At 40.7% G+C, this 21,168-nt stretch carries 19 protein-coding genes; 5 read left to right on the top strand and 14 right to left on the bottom strand.

The window, feature by feature from the left end; all coding sequences use genetic code 11:
- Window positions 1-162 precede the first annotated feature (162 nt).
- Genes tatC through ACTJJG_RS05060 form a run of 3 tightly spaced genes read right to left on the bottom strand, consistent with a single transcriptional unit; the run spans window position 163 to window position 1,598 of the window.
- Window positions 163-933: a twin-arginine translocase subunit TatC gene (gene tatC / locus ACTJJG_RS05070; protein WP_372552482.1), complete on the bottom strand. Its 771-nt coding sequence runs from the start codon at window positions 931-933 to the stop codon at window positions 163-165.
- Window positions 930-1,367 (bottom strand): Sec-independent protein translocase protein TatB, encoded by a 438-nt coding sequence (gene tatB / locus ACTJJG_RS05065; RefSeq protein ID WP_002114889.1) that lies wholly within the window; start codon window positions 1,365-1,367, stop codon window positions 930-932. Before tatB ends, tatC begins: the two co-directional genes overlap by 4 nt.
- A gap of 12 nt (window positions 1,368-1,379) precedes the next feature.
- Window positions 1,380-1,598, bottom strand: a complete 219-nt coding sequence (locus tag ACTJJG_RS05060; protein ID WP_002114991.1) for a Sec-independent protein translocase subunit TatA — start codon at window positions 1,596-1,598, stop codon at window positions 1,380-1,382.
- A gap of 252 nt (window positions 1,599-1,850) precedes the next feature.
- On the opposite strand from ACTJJG_RS05060, the gene ACTJJG_RS05055 reads away from it, so the two are divergent.
- Complete coding sequence (locus tag ACTJJG_RS05055) at window positions 1,851-2,726, top strand: AEC family transporter (protein WP_017482026.1); 876 nt, start codon at window positions 1,851-1,853, stop codon at window positions 2,724-2,726.
- A gap of 193 nt (window positions 2,727-2,919) precedes the next feature.
- On the opposite strand, the gene rdgB is transcribed toward ACTJJG_RS05055, so the two are convergent.
- The 7 genes from rdgB to ACTJJG_RS05020 all read right to left on the bottom strand — a co-directional run bounded on the left by rdgB (window position 2,920) and on the right by ACTJJG_RS05020 (window position 11,375).
- The gene (gene rdgB, locus ACTJJG_RS05050; RefSeq protein WP_017482027.1) at window positions 2,920-3,546 is read right to left on the bottom strand and encodes an RdgB/HAM1 family non-canonical purine NTP pyrophosphatase; all 627 of its coding nucleotides are present in this window, start codon (window positions 3,544-3,546) and stop codon (window positions 2,920-2,922) included.
- A 174-nt stretch (window positions 3,547-3,720) separates the two neighbouring features.
- Window positions 3,721-4,308 carry a tetratricopeptide repeat protein gene (locus ACTJJG_RS05045; RefSeq protein ID WP_005804213.1) on the bottom strand — a complete coding sequence of 196 codons (588 nt, stop codon included), beginning with the start codon at window positions 4,306-4,308 and terminating at the stop codon, window positions 3,721-3,723.
- On the bottom strand, window positions 4,305-4,898 hold the full coding sequence (gene metW / locus ACTJJG_RS05040; RefSeq protein ID WP_001217230.1) for a methionine biosynthesis protein MetW: 594 nt from the start codon (window positions 4,896-4,898) through the stop codon (window positions 4,305-4,307). The genes ACTJJG_RS05045 and metW overlap by 4 nt, the downstream gene beginning before the upstream one ends.
- Complete coding sequence (gene metX / locus ACTJJG_RS05035; RefSeq protein WP_017482028.1) at window positions 4,898-6,058, bottom strand: homoserine O-succinyltransferase MetX; 1,161 nt, start codon at window positions 6,056-6,058, stop codon at window positions 4,898-4,900. The genes metW and metX overlap by 1 nt, the downstream gene beginning before the upstream one ends.
- Window positions 6,059-6,141: 83 nt before the next feature.
- Complete coding sequence (gene leuA, locus ACTJJG_RS05030; protein ID WP_005066113.1) at window positions 6,142-7,839, bottom strand: 2-isopropylmalate synthase; 1,698 nt, start codon at window positions 7,837-7,839, stop codon at window positions 6,142-6,144.
- Window positions 7,840-8,297: 458 nt separating this feature from the next.
- A complete protein-coding gene (locus ACTJJG_RS05025) occupies window positions 8,298-8,981 on the bottom strand; it encodes a Fe2+-dependent dioxygenase (protein WP_002114934.1) in 684 nt (227 codons plus the stop codon).
- A gap of 105 nt (window positions 8,982-9,086) precedes the next feature.
- Entirely contained in the window at window positions 9,087-11,375 is a 2,289-nt protein-coding gene (locus ACTJJG_RS05020) for a TonB-dependent receptor (RefSeq protein ID WP_002115056.1), read from the bottom strand.
- A 415-nt stretch (window positions 11,376-11,790) separates the two neighbouring features.
- On the opposite strand from ACTJJG_RS05020, the gene tig reads away from it, so the two are divergent.
- The 4 genes from tig to ACTJJG_RS05000 all read left to right on the top strand — a co-directional run bounded on the left by tig (window position 11,791) and on the right by ACTJJG_RS05000 (window position 16,212).
- Entirely contained in the window at window positions 11,791-13,125 is a 1,335-nt protein-coding gene (gene tig, locus ACTJJG_RS05015) for a trigger factor (protein WP_005079155.1), read from the top strand.
- Between the two features lie 193 nt (window positions 13,126-13,318).
- Window positions 13,319-13,924: an ATP-dependent Clp endopeptidase proteolytic subunit ClpP gene (gene clpP, locus ACTJJG_RS05010; RefSeq protein ID WP_002114870.1), complete on the top strand. Its 606-nt coding sequence runs from the start codon at window positions 13,319-13,321 to the stop codon at window positions 13,922-13,924.
- Between the two features lie 105 nt (window positions 13,925-14,029).
- Window positions 14,030-15,343 carry an ATP-dependent Clp protease ATP-binding subunit ClpX gene (gene clpX / locus ACTJJG_RS05005; protein WP_032056233.1) on the top strand — a complete coding sequence of 438 codons (1,314 nt, stop codon included), beginning with the start codon at window positions 14,030-14,032 and terminating at the stop codon, window positions 15,341-15,343.
- A 152-nt stretch (window positions 15,344-15,495) separates the two neighbouring features.
- Complete coding sequence (locus ACTJJG_RS05000; protein WP_372552483.1) at window positions 15,496-16,212, top strand: DUF2846 domain-containing protein; 717 nt, start codon at window positions 15,496-15,498, stop codon at window positions 16,210-16,212.
- Window positions 16,213-16,236: 24 nt separating this feature from the next.
- Here the strand turns inward: ACTJJG_RS05000 and ACTJJG_RS04995 are convergent, their stop codons facing one another.
- The 4 genes from ACTJJG_RS04995 to ACTJJG_RS04980 all read right to left on the bottom strand — a co-directional run bounded on the left by ACTJJG_RS04995 (window position 16,237) and on the right by ACTJJG_RS04980 (window position 21,074).
- A complete protein-coding gene (locus ACTJJG_RS04995; RefSeq protein WP_004794750.1) occupies window positions 16,237-16,791 on the bottom strand; it encodes a DUF2059 domain-containing protein in 555 nt (184 codons plus the stop codon).
- A 142-nt stretch (window positions 16,792-16,933) separates the two neighbouring features.
- On the bottom strand, window positions 16,934-18,460 hold the full coding sequence (locus ACTJJG_RS04990; RefSeq protein WP_002115045.1) for a fumarate hydratase: 1,527 nt from the start codon (window positions 18,458-18,460) through the stop codon (window positions 16,934-16,936).
- Window positions 18,461-18,749: 289 nt separating this feature from the next.
- Window positions 18,750-20,027 carry an ISL3 family transposase gene (locus tag ACTJJG_RS04985; RefSeq protein ID WP_000610830.1) on the bottom strand — a complete coding sequence of 426 codons (1,278 nt, stop codon included), beginning with the start codon at window positions 20,025-20,027 and terminating at the stop codon, window positions 18,750-18,752.
- Between the two features lie 12 nt (window positions 20,028-20,039).
- The gene (locus tag ACTJJG_RS04980) at window positions 20,040-21,074 is read right to left on the bottom strand and encodes a permease (protein WP_016658919.1); all 1,035 of its coding nucleotides are present in this window, start codon (window positions 21,072-21,074) and stop codon (window positions 20,040-20,042) included.
- Window positions 21,075-21,168: the final 94 nt, after the last annotated feature.

Here is a 21,168-nt window from a genome sequence, read left to right as displayed (position 1 = left end):
ATTTTGTGGGTATATTTGTTGAGTTGATTCTATGGACTGAAAATGACACTTTTCTTACATTTTTAAGTCACTTTGAAGACAGTTTATTGCTTTGTAGATTAAAAAGTGTTCTACATAAAAAAGCCTGAACTTGTAGGTCCAGGCTTTTCCTTAGAAATCATTTTATTCAGCAGAGTGGGCTTTTCTTTTCTCAAGAATTTTACCGAAGAGGAGGCCAAGTTCGAAAAGCAACCACATTGGAATTGCTAACATCACCATTGAAATTGCATCTGGCGGTGTAATAAACATCGCTACAAAAAAACATCCAACAATAATAAAACGTCTTTTTTCAGCAAGGCTTTTTGTATTTACCACACCGATTAAAATAAGGAGAAGCGTAGCGATTGGAATTTCAAAAGTCAGTCCAAATACTAAAAATAACTTTAAGCAGAAGCTTAGGTAGCTATTAATATCCGTCATCGGTGCAACAGTTTCAGGCGATACACTAATAAAGAAATGTAAAATTGCCGGAAGAGTAATGTAATATGCAAAAGCAACACCCGCATAAAACAAGACAATACTAGCGATGAGTAATGGTAGTGCTAAATGACGTTCTTTTTGATACAGCGCTGGACGAACAAATGACCAGATTTCATACAGAATAAATGGCATTGCCAGCACAAGTGCGACAAATAAATTGAGTTTAAAAGGCGCCATGAATGTTGCAGTGACATCGGTTGCAATCATTGACGAGGAGGTTGGAAGTTGCAGCCTCAAAGGTTCGGATAGTAATTGGTAAGTATTATTTCTAAATGGTAATAAGCAAAAAAATAAAAATAAGGTTACTCCGACAATCCTAAATAAATGACGTCGTAAAACGACCAAATGGCTCATGATTGGCATTTGGTCTAAATTTTCCTGATTATTTACAGTGGTTGAAGGCAGTTGGTTCATACGGCAATCTTCAATTTAACAGGTGATGTCTCTGAAATATCAGTTGATGATGCTAAAGGCATAAATTTTCTAATGTATGGCACTTTATAATGGCCTGATATAGGAAGACATATCCGAATAGGTTGGGGCACTGATTTGGTTGCCTCAGCCTTATCTATATTTTCAGAAATATTCTGCTTTTGAATTTCTTCAAGCTGTTGTTGTACTTTACGTTCTAGTGCTTCAATGCGGTTGAGTTCTTCTTGCATTTCTTTTCGAAACTCAGAAAGACGCAACTCTTGATCAATCTCATTTTGCAAATTGGTAATATAACGTTTTAGGCGAACATACCAACGACCAGCAAAGCGTGCAGCTTCTGGAAGTTTATCTGGACCTAAAACTAAAATTGCAATAATTGCAAAACAGAGTAGCTCTGTCATTCCTACATCAAGCATGGTCGAAAACCTTTAGCTTTTTACTGATGTGCTGTCAGGTGTTTTGACTTGGGCATCAATTGTACGTGGAGTATTAAGAGCAGTGGTCTCATCTTCTTCACGAACTGATTTTTTAAAGTCTTTTACTGCACCGCCTACGTCTTTACCGATATTTTTTAATTTAGACGTACCGAATAATAAAATAACGACAATTGCAAAAATAACGACATGCCAAATAGATAAACCGGCCATGATCTTATACCTCTTTTCAGTTTGCTTTATATCAACAGGTTGCCATGACAGGAATGTGACATTTATATGTCATTTTTAAGACAATGAATGACTGTCAAAACCTAAAAAGTTCATTTTATAAACTGAATATCTTGTTTTTTTATTTATACATAGTTTGAAAAGAGTCACTTAAATTACTTGAAATGGAGAGTACATTTCATTTTGAAAAGGTGTAGCATAGCAAGCTGGTTTTGATGAGCAAATGGAGAGAATGTGGCGTTATTATTGCCAATATTGGCATTTATCACTGGACTTTTACTTGCTCAGACTTCTCTTTCAGAAACGTTAAAACCTGTTCTTTCAGCTTGGCTTTCCCGTTTATTGATTCCAATTGTTATTATTTACAACATGGTATTTTATCAGCCAGGTAGTTTGAGTTTAATGCTGTTTAGCTTCGGTTCAGCATTTCTTATTTTCTTTGCTTATTTAGCTTTATTTAAAGACAGATTGTTAGCGCTATGCGTAAGTTATACCAACATGGGGTGGCTTGGCTTTCCCTTTGCCATGGCTTTATTTGGCCCTGATGCTACGGCACCTATTGTTGCGCTATATATTGGAGTCTCTCTTTTTGGCAATGCATGGGCTGTTACGGCAGTCACCACTGCACCACAAAGTAAGCTCAACATATTAAAAAAGGTTTTAACTTCTCCACCGTGTATTTCAATATGTTGTGCACTTTTACTTAGGTCGTTAGGTGCTCAACATATCGAGCATCCTGCTATACATTGGGTATATGAAGTTGCCAAGTTTGTCATGACTTTTGCTGGTATGTGTGTGCTGGGAATGTGGCTACGCCGTACCCGAGTGCATTTAAAAGACTTAATTTACAGTACAAAAGCTCAAGCATTTAAAGTAGTGTGCGGGTTTATTCTTTGTGGCTTAACTTATAGATTTTTACCCATTCCAAATATCAGTCAGCAAATTGGAGTGATGTTTTTAATGTTCTGTCTGCCGCCAGCAGCCAATATTGTAGCGCTAGAAACACATTATCAAGGGACGGGAAGATCGGCGGCTTATATTGCCTCAGGGACGATTGTGAGTTGTATTTTTATTGCGATTTATGCGGTATTTTTGCATTTCCCACTATAATTAATTTAAAAATTTTTCCCCTATATCTGCTTGTGCGAAGGCGACATGGATGCCGCCAGTTAGACTGTGGTACATGAACGTACCATCAGTCTAACAAAAGATTTTTGCTTACTTTTTCATCTTTGAAAAGTAAGGTCTGCCTATACAAAGTTTAATATATTCTAACGCTGCATATTGTGGCCATGTGATCAGCTTACTTCTGTAAGCTCTCTCTAAATAACTGCATCGCTTGTCCACGATGACTAATCTTATTCTTATCTTCTTTAGACAACTCAGCGCTAGAAACTTGTAGTTCAGGCAACCAGAACAATGGGTCATAACCAAAGCCATTTTCACCACGTGGCGCTTCTAAAATTTCGCCGTGCCAAATACCTTGGAAAATTTGTGGTAAAGGATCTTCAGCATGAGTGACTAAAGCAAGTACGCACACAAACATACCTTCAATCACTTCACCATTTTTACGGTAGGGTAAAAGGTCATTTAATAATTTGGCATTGTTGGCTGCATCGTCACCATGTTCTCCAGCATAGCGTGCTGAATAAATACCAGGTGCGCCGCCTAAGACTGGTACACAAATACCAGAGTCGTCAGCCATAGCAGGTTTACCTGAAATTTTAGAGGCATGACGAGCTTTAATAATGGCATTTTCAATAAAGCTTAAACCATCTTCAATTGCATCAGGAATATTAAGGCGACCTTGAGGAATAATTTCTACTGGTAAATTAAGCTGTTCAAAAAGTTTTTCAAACTCTGCGACTTTACCTTTGTTATTGCTGGCAAGAACTAAACTGCCCTGATCAAACCAATGTGGGGTAGACATAATAAAACCAAACTTTATAGCTAATATCGAACGTGAGTTATGTTACGTGTTTTTTAAGAGGGGATATAGAGGGAAATAAATAGAATATAAAATGGGACAACCTAAACTAAAGCCACCTTGTAGAGCATACAAGGTGGCTTTAGTCGAGTAAGGTTTTTTACGGATGAACCGTTATTATTGTGCTTGAATCCATTTGTCTGCACGGTCACGCGCTGTACGGATTTGTTCTTGAGTTAAGTTCGCTGCTAGAGCAGTTTTCTTACCTTCAGATAGGCTAATCACTTTATTGTCGAGCATGCCATCACGAGTTGAAAGCTCATACCACTGGTAAGCACCAACGTAGTTTTTCTTTTGCTCTTCCATCATAGCAAGGTTATAGCTTGCACGGTTATCACCATTGCTTGCTGCTTTTTCAAAGTATTTACGAGCCATAGACTCATCTTTTTTAACACCAATACCATCGGCATACATGCGGCCTACGTTTAATTGTGCTGGTGATAAACCTTGATCAGCTGCTGCTTTAAACCATGCGAAAGCTTGTTTGTCATCTTTTGCTACATCTTTACCATATTGATAATGTGTACCAAGATAAAACTGTGCGCCTGCTTGACCAGCTTTTGCTGCTTTCTGAAGATCGTTAATCCCCATTGTTGAAAAACGTGCAGCCTGACTCGCAACCGATTGTGGCTGGGCGATATAATCTGCATGAGCCTGCATACTTAGCAGTCCTGCAAATAGTGTGCTAAATAATGTCTTTTTCATAGTGCACTCACTCGATAAATAGCGACTTCACCAAACAAATTCGGAACATGTTTGCTTAACAGGCTTCCCTGCTGATTTCCATTGACGGCGAGTCGATTAATAATTTGTATCTGATTTTCAGCACATAGTGCTTCGAAATCTTTAAATGTACATAAATGAATGTTGGGGGTGTTATACCACATATATGGTAGAGCATCCGATACAGGCATCATTCCTTTTAATGCAAGAAAAGAGCGAGTCTTCCAATGCGCAAAGTTTGGAAAAGTAATAATTGCCTGTTTACCCACACGCACCATGTCTCTTAATAAAACATCGGGTGCATCTACGGCTTGCAAAGCTTGTGCCATAACCACATAGTCGAAGGACTGGTCTGCAAAGCGGCTTAAGCCGAGATTCAAATCTTGTTGAATAATATTTAACCCGCGACTGACGGCAATTGCAATCTTTTCTTGATCAATTTCTAAACCATAAGCACGAATTTGATGCTTTTGGCTCATATGAGCGAGTAATTCACCGTCACCACACCCTAAATCGAGTACGCTTGAGCCGGGTTTAATCCACTTTTCTGCCAGTTGTTGATCAATACGCATTAGCTTGCCTCCAGTGATGTCGATTTTAAGTGTTCTTCACCGCCTAAGAAAGCGCGCATGGTTTTGACATACAGTGGAATCGGGAATAAGAACGAGTCATGTCCTTGTTCAGCATCAATGTCGAGATAACTTACTGGCTTATGATTGGTAATAAGTGCATCTACAATTTCTTGTGAGCGGCTTGGTGCAAAACGCCAGTCAGTTGTGAACGAGACAATCAAGAACTGGCATTTAGTTTTACCCATCGCTTCAGTTAAAGAATGACCGTACTCACGAGATGGGTCAAAATAATCTAAAGCTTTAGTCATGATGAGATAGGTATTGGCATCAAAGTTACGGCTGAACTGTTCACCTTGATAACGTAAATAGCTTTCGACTTGAAACTCGACATCAAAACCGTACATAAATTTGCCAGATTTTAAATCACGGCCAAATTTTTGTTTCATGGCTTCTTCTGAAAGATAGGTGATATGACCGACCATGCGAGCCAGAATTAGTCCGCGTTTCGGGTAACTATCATTTTCTAAATAACGGCCATGATGGAAATCTGGATCAGACAAGATTGACTGACGAGCAACCTCATTAAATGCAATATTCTGTGCTGAAAGCTTTGGTGCACTGGCAATAATCACACATTTTTGTAGGCGGTCAGGGTAGTCTACGGACCATTGTAGTGCTTGCATGCCTCCTAATGATCCACCAACCACTGCATACCAGACATTTACACCCAAACGGTCAGAAAGCATGGCCTGAGTTTTAACCCAGTCGCGTACCGTTACTAATGGGAAATCAGGTCCATAAGGGCGATTGTCATTTTCAGGATTTGGTGAGGTCGGGCCAGTTGAGCCATTACAACCACCAATATTATTTAGCGAAACTACAAAAAACTTATTTGTATCGATTGCCTTACCCGGGCCAATACAACTATCCCACCATCCAGCTTTTTTATCATCTTCATGGTGATAACCCGCTGCATGATGATGTCCGGAAAGAGCATGACAGATTAAAATTGCATTTGATTTATCAGCATTTAAAGTGCCGTAAGTTTCGACCATTAGTTCAAAACGTGGCAAAACACGATCACATTCAAGGTGTAATGGTTCTTCAAATTGGAACTTTTGCGGAGTGACTAACCCCACTGAATCAGCTGGAAAAGACACGGGAACATTTCGCCTTTTAAATCTTTCAGGAATAAAAAGAAAGGATACCAAGCTAGGTATCCTTTCCAAAGTCTTTTTTTTAATTAAACAGCGGCGGCAACAACCTGATCTGTACTTAAAACACCTTGATCTATCAAACGGTTGGTACACGCAATAATTGCTTCAATTGATGAGGTGACTGTATTGTCATGAACACCAGCACCAAATGAGCCTTTACCTGTACCTTTTACTTGAAGTTCAATTAAAGTTAAGGCTTTCGCATTTGCACCTGAACTAATACTACGTTCTTCATAGTTCAATACGTCAATTGGTAATTGAAGAGCATTTAAGAATGCAGAAATTGGCCCGTTACCTTCACCACGAAGTTGTTGTGTTTCACCTTCGACATCAATATCAAGTTCGATAATTTGAGTGCCATTAATGTCAGATAACTTGTAGTGTTTGACTGTGTAATGGTGGTTTTTCACATCAACATACGCGTCTTTAAATAAGGTCCAGATTTCTTTAGCGTTAATTTCTGTACCGTTCTCATCAGCATATTGTTGAACAACCTGACTGAATTCGATTTGCAAACGACGTGGTAATACAACGTTGTAGTTCGATTCTAATAAATAAGCGATACCACCTTTACCAGACTGACTATTTACACGAATTACAGCATCGTAGTCACGGCCCAAATCTTTCGGGTCGATTGGTAAGTAAGGCATATCCCAGATTTCTTCGTTTTTCTGGTACTCGAAGCCTTTTTTAATCGCATCTTGATGTGAACCAGAGAATGCAGTAAATACCAAATCACCTGCATATGGATGACGAGGGTGTACAGGTAAACCAGTACATTCTTCAACCGTTGCAATCACTTCATTAATATTAGAAAAATCTAACTCTGGTGCTACACCTTGGGTATACATGTTCAATGCAATAGCTGCAACGTCAACGTTACCTGTACGTTCACCATTACCGAACACACAGCCTTCAACACGGTCAGCACCAGCCATAATGGCAAGTTCTGATGCAGCAATACCACAGCCGCGGTCATTGTGGCAGTGAACAGAAATAATTACACCATCACGACGTGCCAAATTACGATGCATCCATTCAATTTGGTCTGCATAAACATTTGGTGTAGAAACTTCTACAGTCGCTGGCAAGTTTAAAATAACTTTATGATCTGGACGTGCATCCCAGATTTCTGTGACGGCATCACAGACATCTTTAGCGACTTCTAATTCAGTTGCAGAGAAACATTCTGGGCTGTATTGGAAAATCCAGTCTGTTTGAGGATATTGAGCCGCATACTCTTTAACTTTTTGAGCAGCATTAATTGCTAATTGTTTTGCGCCATCAACATCTACATTCAACACCTTTTGACGGAAGGTTGGAGAGTTCGAGTTATAAATATGTACAATCGCTCGTTTAGCACCTGCCAAAGATTCAAAAGTACGTTCAATTAAATGGTCACGTGCTTGAACCAAAACCTCAATGTATACGTCATCAGGAATATGATTTTCTTCGATTAACATGCGAGTAAAATCGAAGTCAATTTGAGATGCAGAAGGGAAACCGATTTCAATATGCTTAAAACCAATTTTCACAAGCATTTTGAACATTTTGAATTTTTGTTCCATGTTCATTGGTTCAAAAATTGCTTGGTTACCGTCACGTAAATCCGTACTCATCCAGATTGGCGCTTTTGTAATTTCGTTATTTGGCCATTGGCGATCTGGTAAATCCACACGCTGGTACATACGGCGGTATTTTTTGCTAGGGTCAGCCAACATCATGAGAAAACTCCTTGTCTCGTAGCGCGGTTGCTCTGGATATATTTAAAAGGCAACGTCTCTACTTAATATATGGTATCTAATTTAGAAAAATTAAAGGGAATTTCAAAGTGCTGCTTTAAAAAGCAGACAAAATTTTTATACGCGCGCTTGGCGCAGCATCAGGAGTTGCAGATGATGTCTTGCTTGAGTAGGCGGGGCAAACAAGTAATTCGTTTTCATCTCTAGACCATGAAATAATAAGTTTGGTGGTTTGCAGGTAATCTTGTTATTTAGATATATCACATCTAAAGAATGATTACACCTTGTGCAAAATTCTTATCATAATTTTAGTTAAGTTGTTTAGAAAATAATTTTCTAATTTTGCGCTGTTTTGTTTTTTGTGGGAAATAATTTTCATATTTTTGCCTTATTAAGGTAAAAAAGATTATCTGCTCTTAAAAAGGCAAAAATAAATATAGTTACAGTTCTGACCACATACGGATTAAATTATGATAAATATTGGTCAGCTTCATGACTTCTGAATAGTTATCGCCGTGTGATTTACGTAGTTCTCGAATGCTCTCATCAAGATTAAATAAAAGATGACGTTTACTATCGTCACGGACCAAACTTTGTACCCAGAAAAAAGAAGCAAAACGAGTACCTGTGGTAATGCTACTGACTTCGTGCAGGCTAGTAGACGGGTAGAGCACGACATCACCTGCCGGTAATTTAACTTCGTGATAACCATAAGTGTCTTCAATCACTAGGTCACCACCTTCATATTCATCTGGTTCACTTAAAAATAATGTGCAAGATAAATCAGTGCGTAGCTGTTCAGAAGTTCCACGGATAAGGCGAATCGAGTTATCTACATGGAAACCAAAGCTTTCATGTTCATCATAACGATTAAAAAGTGGTGGAATAATTTTGTGGGGTAGGGCTGCGGCCTGAAACACTGGATTTTGCCAAATTGCTTTGATGACAAGATCACTTAAATGATGAGTAAGGGGATCTTGTTCTGAGAGTTGCTGATTTCTTTTCACAGAAGCAGACAAGGTGCCGGCAGTCACTTTCCCACCTACCCAATTGGCATCTTCCATGAGCTTACGAAACTCGGCAACTTGCTCTTTGCTTAAAACATTGGGGATATGATGAATCACGGCAAACACCTTTTAAGATATATTCTATTTGTAAAAATAGCCTCATGATGAGGCTATTTTATAGGAAACTAAATGAAATCCATAAAAATATTATGGGATTTAGGATTAATATTTAAAGTTAATTGCTAACACTGCGTTACGACCTTCACCCTCATTTGCATAATGAGCTGCATGGGCACTAGTAAAGTAACGTTTGTCAGAAATATTATTAACATTTAATTGTAGATCTACATTTTCATCAACTTTGTACTGAACCATTGCATTGTAAATAGTGAATGCAGGTAAGATTTTGGTTGAAGTCAATGCGGTATTTGGATTTGTGTTTGCATACACTTGGTCACGGTATTGTGCACCTGCACCTACGGTTAGTTTTGGTAGAACTTTATAAGTGGTCCATAAGCTTGCACTATTTTTTGCAACGAATGGTAGAGGTTTGCCTTCTTGAGCAACAGCATTGTAGGCAGCTTTTTCAACTTCACTATCAAGATAGCTATAACCTACAGCCATTTCCCATTTATCGGTAATATGACCAGTTAAACCAAGCTCAAAACCATCAACTTTACTTTCACCAGCATTAGTTGTGGTGTTTGCATCAACTGCAATACGCGTATTTTGCTTTTCGGTACGGAAAATTGCGGCTGTAACATTCGCGCGATTTTCCCAAAGGCTCCATTTTGTTCCCACTTCGTAAGTACGAGCTTTTTCTGGATCTAAAGCCTGATTCGATGCAGACAGGCCATCAATATCAGCATCCATACCTACTGGGTTAGCAGCGGTAGCATAGCTTGCATAAATACTGCCATGTTCAGTTGGACGGAATACTACGCCAGCTTGATACGAGAAGAAATCAGAGTCATTGGTATACACAGTTCCAGCAGGCGTAGTAGTGTTACCACTTATGTAGTCCTTATTGAACTTTAACTCTGAATCGAATTTATCCCAACGCGCACCTAAATTGAGCAACCAGTATTTATTGAATTCAATGCTATCTAAAGCATAAATTGATACTGTTTCATTGGTTGATGTTCTTTGTTTTGGATTCGTTGTTAATGAACCTAACCATGGGGCATTCCCAGATGGATTTGTTAAACTAGTACACCACCCATCATTATTTTTACACGTATTATCAAAGCCAGTTGTCGTTGTTCCCTTATAACCAGGGTAGATGATGTTATATGAGCCACGTTCAGTCTCTTCACGACTATATTCAGCACCTACATTAAAACTATGTGTAAGCTGACCAGTTTGAAGTTTCCCGGCTAAAGATAGTTGATCTGTGAACGCTTCTGTTTCACGAATAGATTGTGTAACACGGCGCCAAACTTGATTTTTATAAATGTTGCTCTTAGAGTCATCTGGGTTAGTGTAGATATAGTCTGCTTTAGAGCGGCTATAGCTTGCTGTGTTACTAAGTGTTAGATCATCATTAAAGTCATGTTCTAACTTCAATGAGCCAATATGGTTTTCGCGTTTGTCGAAATCACGCGCTTTCCAACCATAATATGCTCCTTGCTTAACAGCGACAGGCTTACCATCTCCTTTTTCTGCACCAGCAGGAACATTTGATTTCGGTGTACCATCATTATTAACAAGGTTTGGGTTATTGAATGGAATACCTGAATCAGGTTCATCATTACTTTTTAAGAAGTAATAGCTTAATGTAGCTCGGTTTGCAGAACCTAAGCCGAGCGCTAGGCTCGGTGCAATACCAACACGAGCGTATTCGGCTCCATTACTTTGACCAGGTTTGTCATTTTCATGGCCCATAACAACAACACGGCCAGCAACACCATTGCCAAAGTCTTTGTTGGCATCAAGCTGAATATGACGGTAGTTGTCTGTACCACCCGCAACAGATCCTTGATAAACATTACCTTCATGGGCAATTTTTGGAATAAGGTTAATGCTGCCACCAATCCCGCTTCCCCCAGTTAAAGCAGAGCTTGAGCCCTTGATGACTTCAACTTGTTCAATCGCAAACATGTCACGAGTTTGAGCTGTTGCATTACGAACACCATCAACATAAATAGAAGATTGGCCGTTATAACCACGAATATAAGGAATATCTGTATATGGAACGCCGCCTTCACCAGCACCAAGTGTAATACCTGGTTCATTGCGTAGAGCTTCGAGTAGGGTATTTGAATTCGTTTCTTGAAGTAGCTTTTGGGAAAGAATTGACACCGATTTTGGCGTATCTTTTAGCGGAGCTACAAATTTCGCGTTCGCAGACTGATCTATTTTCAATGATTCTGCTTGATTTGCTTCAGCATGCACATTAATAGTTTTTAATACTTCAACTTGTTCTTGTGCGATAGCAGCGGTTGCTATCACAGAGAGAGAAGAAGCAATTGCAGACGATACAATTTTCTTGCGGGTTTTGATGAAAGACATAATTTCAGGACTTTAAATCATAAAGGTTATGCGAATAATAATAATTCTTATTTATATGTACAGTTTGTGTTAATTGGATTTGTCGATAGAATTGTGAAGGAAATGTGAAAGGTTGGATGGGTTTTAGTATTAAAAAATAGCTAATTATTTGATTGTGTTTAATTGTTTTAAAAAGCGATAAATTTATGAAAAATGATTGTAAATTTAGATTTATAAAGAATAACTAAAAAATTAGTTTTACTTAAGTACTTATGAAAAATATTTAAAGAATCATAAAATTACTGTGAAATTTACTAGAATAATGTCCTTCACTTACATGAAGTGATCGGTTAATTTTGTATATCTTGAAAGTTGTCATATAATACAGCACTTTTTTAAAAACTGTTCCTACTAACTAATTTTTATCGAGGAAGCCATGCAAGTAACGACTGAAGCGGTTTCGGGCGTTGCCCGTCGTTTAAATGTGTCTGTACCGACGAGCCGTATTAACGAGCAATTTGAAGCTCGTTTGAAGCGCACTGCCAAAACTGTGAAGATCAACGGCTTCCGTCCAGGTAAAGTACCTGAAAACGTTGTTCGTCGCGAATACGGTGCAAGCATTTATCAAGAAGTTGTAAATGACATCATTCGTGATAGCGTTTTTGAAGCAATTCAACAAGAAAAAATCAATGCGGTAGGTATGCCGAACATTGAGAAAGTTGAACATAAAGAAGACGCTTTAGTTTTTGAAGCAACTGTAGAAGTTTATCCAGAAATTGAAGTAAAAGCATTTGACGGCTTAGAAGTTGAACGTAAATCAGCTGAAATCAAAGACGCTGACGTTGACGCTATGATCGAAAACTTGCAAAAACAACGTCAAACTTGGGCTGTAACCAAGGGTATGGCGAAAAAAGACATGCAAGTGACTTTTGACTTTGAAGGCACTATCGATGGTGAGAAGTTTGAAGGCGGTTCTGCTGAAGACTTTAAACTTGTGTTAGGTTCAGGTCGTATGATCCCTGGCTTCGAAGATGGCATCATTGGCATGAAAGCTGGTGAAGAGAAAGTAATTGACGTTACTTTCCCTGAAGATTACCAAGCTGAAAACTTGGCTGGTAAAGCAGCTCAGTTCAAAATCACTGTGAAGCAAGTTGAAAAATCTAAACTTCCAGAAATTGATGCTGAATTCTTAAAAATCTTCGGTGTAACTGAAGAAGAAGGCGTTGAGAAGTTAAAAGCTGACGTTCGTAAGAATATGGAACGTGAAGTTCGCAATGGTTTACGTAACCAAGTTAAACAAGCTGCTTTTGATGCTCTTGTTGCTGCGAATGAAGTTGAAGTTCCAACTGCAATGGTTGCTCAAGAAATTGACCGTCAACGTCAACAAATGGTTCAACAGTTCACTCAACAATTTGGTGGTGCAGGCGCGCAATCTTTTGACAAGAGCATGCTTCCTGACGAATTGTTCAAAGAACAAGCAGAGCGTTCTGTTAAGCTTGGCGTATTGGTAAGCAAAGTTTTAGCTGATGCTAAACTTGAAGTTGACCAAGCTCGCGTTGATGCTTACATTGATGACATGGCTTCTTCTTACGAAGATCCAACTGAAGTGATCGAATACTTCAAAAATGATGCTCAACAACGTGCTCAAATCGAAGCAGTTGTATTAGAAGATCAAGTTGTTGATCACATCTTAGCTGGTGCTAAAGTGACTGACAAAGCTGTATCTTATGATGACTTATTGAAAGAACAGCAAGCTCGCCGTATGGGCTAATCTTTTGAGAAGTCAGAAAAAGGCGCCTGAGGCGCCTTTTTTGTTTTTCTTTATGTGGTCAATTAGAGTGCGGCATTAAGTACTTAGGTATAAATAATATAATATTTCAGTGCGAACCTTTTGCAATTTGAGAAATTATCCCGCATATTGTTGCCATAGGTTAAGTCACAAAAAATTTAGGAATAAATAACGTATGTATGTTCCAACAATTGAAAATGCTTTAGTTCCTGTTGTGGTTGAACAATCTTCTCGCGGCGAACGTTCTTTTGATATTTATTCACGACTTTTACGTGAGCGCGTCATTTTTTTGACAGGTGAAGTTGAAGATAACATGGCAAATCTGATTGTTGCCCAAATGTTGTTTTTAGAAGCTGAAAATCCTGATAAAGATATCCACCTTTATATCAACTCTCCAGGTGGATCTGTGACAGCGGGCATGGCCATTTATGACACAATGCAGTTTATTAAGCCTGATGTCGTGACATATTGTATGGGTCAAGCTGCTTCAATGGGTGCATTCTTGTTAAATGCGGGCGCCAAAGGCAAACGCTATTGTTTAGAAAATGCCCGTGTCATGATTCATCAACCATTGGGTGGTTTCCGTGGTCAAGCATCGGATATTGAAATCCATGCGCGTGAAATCCTCTTTATTAAAGAACGTTTGAACCGCTTAATGGCAGAGCACAGTGGTCAAGACTATGAAACCGTTGCTCGTGATACTGACCGCGATAACTTTATGACAGCCCAAGCTGCTAAAGAATATGGTCTGGTTGATCAGGTGTTAAGTAAGCGTCCATAAGGACCTTATTATATAAATAACTTGAGATGTTGAAAAAGGTCTCCATTTAGTTATTTATGCAGTGCATCTTGCCCTAATATTTAAGATTCTATTTGTGGAGTGAATATGTCCGAACATCCTCAAGGACAAAAACATTGTTCATTTTGCGGTAAAACGCAGTCTGAAGTCGGGAAACTGATTGCAGGTGAGGACGCATATATTTGTAATGAATGTGTGGATGTCTGCTTAGACCTTGTACAAACCAGCCAACAGGTTGAAGCAGGTGACTGGGCGAGTAAGGCATTGCCAAAACCACATGAAATACGTGCTGCGCTTGATCAATATGTTATTGGTCAAGATCTTGCCAAAAAGACATTATCTGTTGCGGTTTATAACCATTATAAGCGCTTAAAAGTTGGTCATAATGGCCATGTGTCTAAAGAAGTAGAAATTGCTAAAAGTAATATCTTACTGATTGGACCTACTGGCTCAGGTAAAACTTTACTTGCGCAAACATTAGCTCGCCTTTTAGATGTTCCATTTGCGATGGCAGATGCAACAACATTAACCGAAGCTGGTTATGTGGGTGAGGATGTTGAAAATATTGTGCAAAAGCTTTTGCAAAAAGCAGACTACGATGTAGAGAAGGCTCAGAAGGGCATTATCTATATTGATGAGATTGATAAGATTACTCGTAAATCTGAAAATCCATCAATTACGCGTGATGTGTCTGGTGAAGGTGTACAACAAGCATTATTAAAAATGATTGAAGGTACAGTTGCTTCGATTCCGCCTCAAGGTGGTCGTAAGCATCCACAGCAAGAGTTTATCCAAATTGACACCTCAAATATCTTATTTATTTGTGGTGGTGCATTTTCTGGTTTGGAAAAAATTGTACAACAGCGTCAAGAGAAAGGCGGTATTGGTTTTACAGCTGACGTTAAAAACAAAGATGAAACCAAAAAGCTTGCTGAATTGTTCCGTCAGGTTGAGCCAACTGACTTAGTGAAATTTGGTTTAATTCCTGAATTCATTGGTCGTTTACCAGTGATTGCGACACTTGAAGAGCTAGACGAAGAAGCTTTAATGCAAATTTTGACTGAGCCAAAAAATGCATTAACTCGCCAGTATCAATATCTTTTCACTATGGAAAATATTGATCTAATCTTTGAAGACTCTGCATTGCGTGCTGTTGCTAAAAAAGCGCTTGAACGTAATACAGGAGCGCGTGGTCTACGTTCTATTATGGAAAACGTACTGCTTGAAACTATGTATGATTTACCAAGTCGTACAGATGTTGGAACAGTCATTATTAATGAAGCAGTTATTAATGGTGAAGCAGAACCTGTTTATCAGGCTGAACGTCAGCCTAAAGAAGCTGCAACGCATGAAAGTGTTGCTAAGGCAGATTTAAAGGTTATTGATTCGAAGTCTGCATAGATTTCATTCATCTAAAAAGCATGAATCGCGTTAGTGATTCATGCTTTTTTTGTTTTCAATTTATATGGGTAGTGTTAATCTTAAAAATACAAAATACGCATAGTTTTGCGGTGTAAAAAATAAATCAAAAACAAAACGCTTTGAGGGATGCCATGCGTTATTTAATCGTATCTTTGTGCTGTGCCGGACTATTTGTGGGCTGTCAAAGTTCATCTCATTTAGAAAAAAATCCGAGTGAATTGACCGCGACTCTACCTAAAGTTGATGTTGAAAAAGAACCTGGTTTATTAGATCAATATCATTTAGGCGGTTTTTCTGTAGGAGGGTGGGTCAACCAAAAATTGGGTCAGACTTTTGCTCCAATTAAACCACAAAATGAACAGGCAGCTGTAGTTTATCTATATCGACCAGACACAAAATGGAATCGTCAGGAAATCGCAGCGATTAATCTCTTTGTGAATGGTAAGCGCATTCCGAGTCTATTACATAATCATTATTACTGGATTGAGTTGCCAGCAGGAACATATCGCCTTTCTGCGAGTCGCCCTTTACTTGGTATCCATTTTCAAGAACCAAAATATATTGATATCACTGTTGAGGCGGGAACGTCTTATTATTTGAAATATGATGAAGAAAATAAAATGGACCGAAGTGAACATACTGGTCCATTTATGTTAATGCAAGACAATATTGGACGTAGAGAGATAGCATTTACCGAGTTGAAATCTTCTAGCTATAATTTTGTGGCTGAAGATGCTTCAGGAAAGATCCGTCATAAACCACAAGAATTAAAGCCAGCCAAATATGATGAAAAATCAGATGTACATCTGATTAAACCATTTAAATTATGGAATCCTTTAACTTGGTAATAGCCTAAAAAAGATAAAGAAAAGTTAAGACTTTTCTTTATCTTTCATCAACGGTGCAAGAATTTTAAGCATCTCTTCTTGCATATGATCTCGTGCTTTAGGGTCATTAAATGTTTGCTGTCCCAACTCCATCATATATTCTGAAATTTGCCCCATAATCTGTACGTTTTTGCGCGTAATTGATTGGCCTTCTGGGGTTTTTAAAAATTTCAGATTAGCCTGAATTTCCTCTTCAGTATAAGTCTTAAGATAAATATCCTGTAAGGCTTGGGCGGTTTTTGGATTGCTAATGAGCTGATTGCTCGAATCTTTTAGGAGTAAACCTAACTTCTTCGCGGCCTCTTTTTCTTTTGGACCTAAAGTTTTGATACCCGTGATATTACTAACGATCTGTTCTGCCTGTTGATCATAATAAGGTGTTAATTCATTAATTGATTCTTTAAGCAGGTAATCAATTTGGCTCATTTGCATGAGTTCTTTAACTGAACTTAATTTGGCAGGAGAGGCAAATAAGCTTGTGGTAATACAGCTTAGGCAGAGGCTGATTGAGAGATTTTTAAGAATAGGGCGAATAGTCATGAAATGACCTATATTCAATATTTGGCGAGAGGGTGCTTTCATTAATAGCACAGATTGACGAAGTAATTGTTACAATTCTTTTCAGATTTTAAAATAAAAAAAGAATGCATAAAAAAAGCACCGAATTCGGTGCTTTTCTTGATTAGCCAGCTGCTGCATCGACTACTGGAATTTTTCCAATTTTCGCTTGCCAGATTTTTGGAGCTACTGCGTGAATTGAAGTACCGTTTACATCAACTGCAACAGAAACAGGCATATCTTCAACTACGAATTTGTAGATGGCTTCCATACCTAAGTCTGCAAACGCAACAACTTCAGCTTCGCGAACAGCTTTAGATACGAGGTAAGCCGCACCACCAACTGCCATTAAGTAAGTTGCTTTGTTGTCTTTGATTGCTTCAATTGCTGTAGGACCACGGTCAGCTTTACCGATCATACCGAATAGGCCAGTATGTTCTAATACTTTACGTGTGAATTTATCCATACGTGTTGCAGTTGTAGGGCCAGCAGGACCAACGACTTCATCACCCACTGGATCAACAGGGCCAACGTAGTAAATAAACTTACCTTTAAGATCAACTGGTAATTCTTCACCATTATCGATCATTTCAACCATACGTTTGTGCGCAGCATCACGACCTGTGTACATTGTTCCGCTAAGAAGTAATGTGTCACCCGGTTTCCAAGAGTCCATTTCTTCTTGAGTAATGGTATCAAGGTTTACGCGTTTAGACTGTGAAGAGTCCCAAGTTACAGATGGGTAGTCTTCAAGTTTTGGTGCTTGAATATGAGCTACACCTGTACCATCAAGCTGGAAGTGAGCATGACGAGTAGCAGCACAGTTAGGAATCATACCTACTGGTTTACCAGCAGCATGACATGGGTAATCTTTAATCTTAATATCAAGAACAGTCGTTAAACCACCGAGACCTTGTGCACCAATACCAAGTGCATTTACTTTTTCAAAGATTTCTATACGAAGCTCTTCGATTTTGTTCTCTGGTCCACGGCGAAGTAATTCATCCATATTGATTTCTTCCATGAGTGCTTCTTTAGCAAGCATCATGGCTTTTTCAGCAGTACCACCAATACCAATACCGAGCATACCAGGAGGACACCAGCCTGCACCCATAGTTGGAACGGTTTTAAGTACCCAGTCAACAATCGAGTCAGATGGGTTAAGCATCGCAAGTTTAGATTTGTTTTCTGAACCGCCACCTTTAGCAGCAACAGTAATATCTACTTTGTTACCCGGAACGAGTTTGTAGTGAATTACAGCAGGGGTATTATCTTTTGTATTTTTACGACCAAATGCAGGGTCAGCAAGTACAGATGCACGAAGAACGTTGCTGTTTTCAAGGTAACCTTGGCGAACACCTTCATTTACTGCATCGTCTAAGCTCATCGTTAAATCAAATTTAACATCTAAGCCCACTTCAAGGAAAACGTTAACAATACCAGTATCTTGGCAAATTGGACGATGACCTTCCGCACACATGCGAGAGTTAATTAGAATCTGTGCAATTGCATCCTTTGCGGCTTTGTTTTCTTCGCGATCATAAGCACGGCTCATCGCTTGGATAAAGTCTTGCGGGTGATAGTACGAAATAAACTGTAGGGCGTCCTTGATCGATGTAATCAAGTCATCTTGTTTGATAATCGTTGTCATACCAGAAAATCTCTTGAGCGGGCTGTTAGCTAGCGGGCTAAATTATATGACAAAAAGAGGGTGTTGTGGGAGATTGGTTGATCTTTTGACCGAAAGTCGCATAAGAAGATATTGATGTGATTTAAATGCCAGAAATCGGAAAATTATTTATTTTTGAATGACTAAAATAAAAAAAGCCATTTGAGCGGATATCAAATGGCGAGAGGTAGTAAAGGTGAATTTATTAATTATGGGTATACGGATTTAATGGTTGATGGGGCACCTTTACCCCACCAACCTGATACCATTATCAGATGGTTGATAGATCGACTCCGTAGTTGAGTTCCTCTGCGAAGTCCGGCAGTCCGTAACCGATGGTTTTCTTGTAGAAAGGAGAGACCTTCGCAGTCGGTGCCTTCTTCTTGTGCTTCGTGGTGTAGAGCATTCGTGCCCGCATCACCTCGAAGGAGTAACCGCGCCCTTCACGGTTCTTGTCCTTGGCCAGTCGGTTGATGGACTCCGTGTAAGCGTTGGTGACGGGCATGTCCGTCTCGAAGTAGGTCATGGTCTCTTCGCGCCAGTTTCCCACTGCCCTGACCAGATCGCTCCAGACTTCCTTTTGGCCCTTCGGGATGGTGGCTATCCACTCGTCCAGGGCGGCTTCTGCCTGGAGCCGTGTGGTGGCGTCCCAGATGCCGTAGAAGCGCTCCTTGTGCTCGTAGGCGGCCAGCAGTTGCGGGAACGCGCCTGTCCAGGTCTCCATGATGAGGCGCTCCCGGTCTGAGACTTCGTGAGCGCGTTTCAGCAGGATTTTCCGGTCTCCCTTGAGAGTCCGGCTCTGGGACGGTTTCAGCTCCTTTCTGAGGCCCTTGCGCACTCTCTCTAGGGCATCGTTGGCCATGCGCACCACATGGAACTTATCGACCACGATACGGGCCTGGGGCAGCACAGCCTTGACCGCTGCCCGGTAGGGGTTCCACATGTCCATGCTGACGATCTCGACCTTCTGCCGGTCTTTCAGCTTCATCAGGTAGTTGGTCACCACGTCCTGGCGGCGGGTGGCCAGCAGGTCGAGCAGGGTTCGCTCCTCAATGTTGGTCAGAATGCAGCGGTAGCGCTTGTTCAGGTATAGCTCGTCAATGCCCAGGATGCGGGGCGTCTCGAAGCGGTGCCAGCGCCCCAGGAACTCGGCGCGGGCGTTGAAGATGTCGCGCACCGTCTTCTCGTCCAGGCCGGTCTGTGCCGCCACAAAGGTGTAGGGGTGGTTGAAGGATTCCTTCTCCACGTACTCATGCAGCCGCAGTGTCATACGGAATCCGTCCACCATCTCCGGTAGCTGGGGCCTGAATGTTGTCTTGCAGGCCCGGCAGGTGTATCGGCGGCGGACCACCCAGAGAGTGACCCGCTTGCCGTGGATGGGCAGATCACGATAGGGAACGTCACGCTTGCCGAACCGCACGAACTCACCCTGCACGCCGCACCCCTCGCAGGCTACTGGTGTAGGTGCTTCAAGCCGAAAATGTATGTCTTCATTCTGCTCATCAGAATCCACCAACTGGTACCCAGGAAGGCTTAACGAATTAATCATCTCCCGCCTTGATCAGAAAAACAGGTAGGTGGCGTAACCGGCAATCATCGCCATAGCAAAAATGACTGCTAAAAACGCCGCTAAAAGCTTCAGCGTGAACAAAGAGCGCAACAGAATGAGCTCAGTCAGGCTGGCTCCGGCACTGCCGATGATCAACGCTAGCACCGTCCCGGCACCCACGCCTTTGGCCATCAGAGCCGCTGCCAGAGGTATGACGGCTTCAGCGCGAATATACAACGGCACGCCGATGACAGCGGCAACTGGAATGGCAAAGGGATTATCTGGGCCTGCATACTGCTCCAATAAGTCAGTGGGCATGAAACCATAGATCACGCTGCCAATCGCAATACCGATGAGCAGGTAAGGCAACACATCGATAAAGTCCGACCAAGCTTCCCGCCACACACCACTGTACTTCCCTTCTTTCTTAACCGTGACAGTGGGTTGACTGTCACAGCATTCGCTAGACGTAGAGACTGTTGTCTTCCTATCAGCCCCGCAAGAAGCCGTCTTCGGAGTGGTGTCGCAGCTGTTGGTGCCGCAACTCGATGCGGTCGATGTAGCACTGCACGGGCTTGCTGATGAACTACATCCACTGCTCTCTTGTGTCGCCGTCCGGCGCACATAACGCTCGAAGCCAAGCGTGTGAAGCAGCCATCCGGCACCTACCGCGACCACCAAAGCGGTGAGCACATAGATAGCAGTAAGTGTCCATCCAAACGTGGCAACCAGCAGGCCGACGACGATAGGATTCAGCAACGGAGATGAGAAAAGAAACACCATCATCGGCCCAAAACCGGCCCGTGCCCGAATCAACCCTTTCAACATGGGGATAGTCGAGCAACTACAGAAGGGCGTTATAGCTCCTAAACCAGCAGCAAGAAAATAGCCTCGCTTCCCACTGGAAGGCAGTAACGCTTCCACCTTGGATGGTGGGATGTGACGTTGAAGAACTCCGACCAGCAAGCTAATGCCAATGAATAAAACCGATAGCTCGATAGCGAGAAAGGCGAACATGCCTAGAGCGTCTTGGAGTTGAGATGACATTCAATATTACTCCTATATTTCTAGTATTGTCGAAATGATGTACGCAGCCTACTTGCGTTTATCCGACCTGTCAACTATAATTCTAGAAACATCG

It is taken from the genome of Acinetobacter sp. 22512 (assembly GCF_052044755.1).
Classification (GTDB): Bacteria; Pseudomonadota; Gammaproteobacteria; order Pseudomonadales; family Moraxellaceae; genus Acinetobacter; species Acinetobacter pittii.
This window is presented reverse-complemented; position numbering and strand designations above follow the sequence as displayed.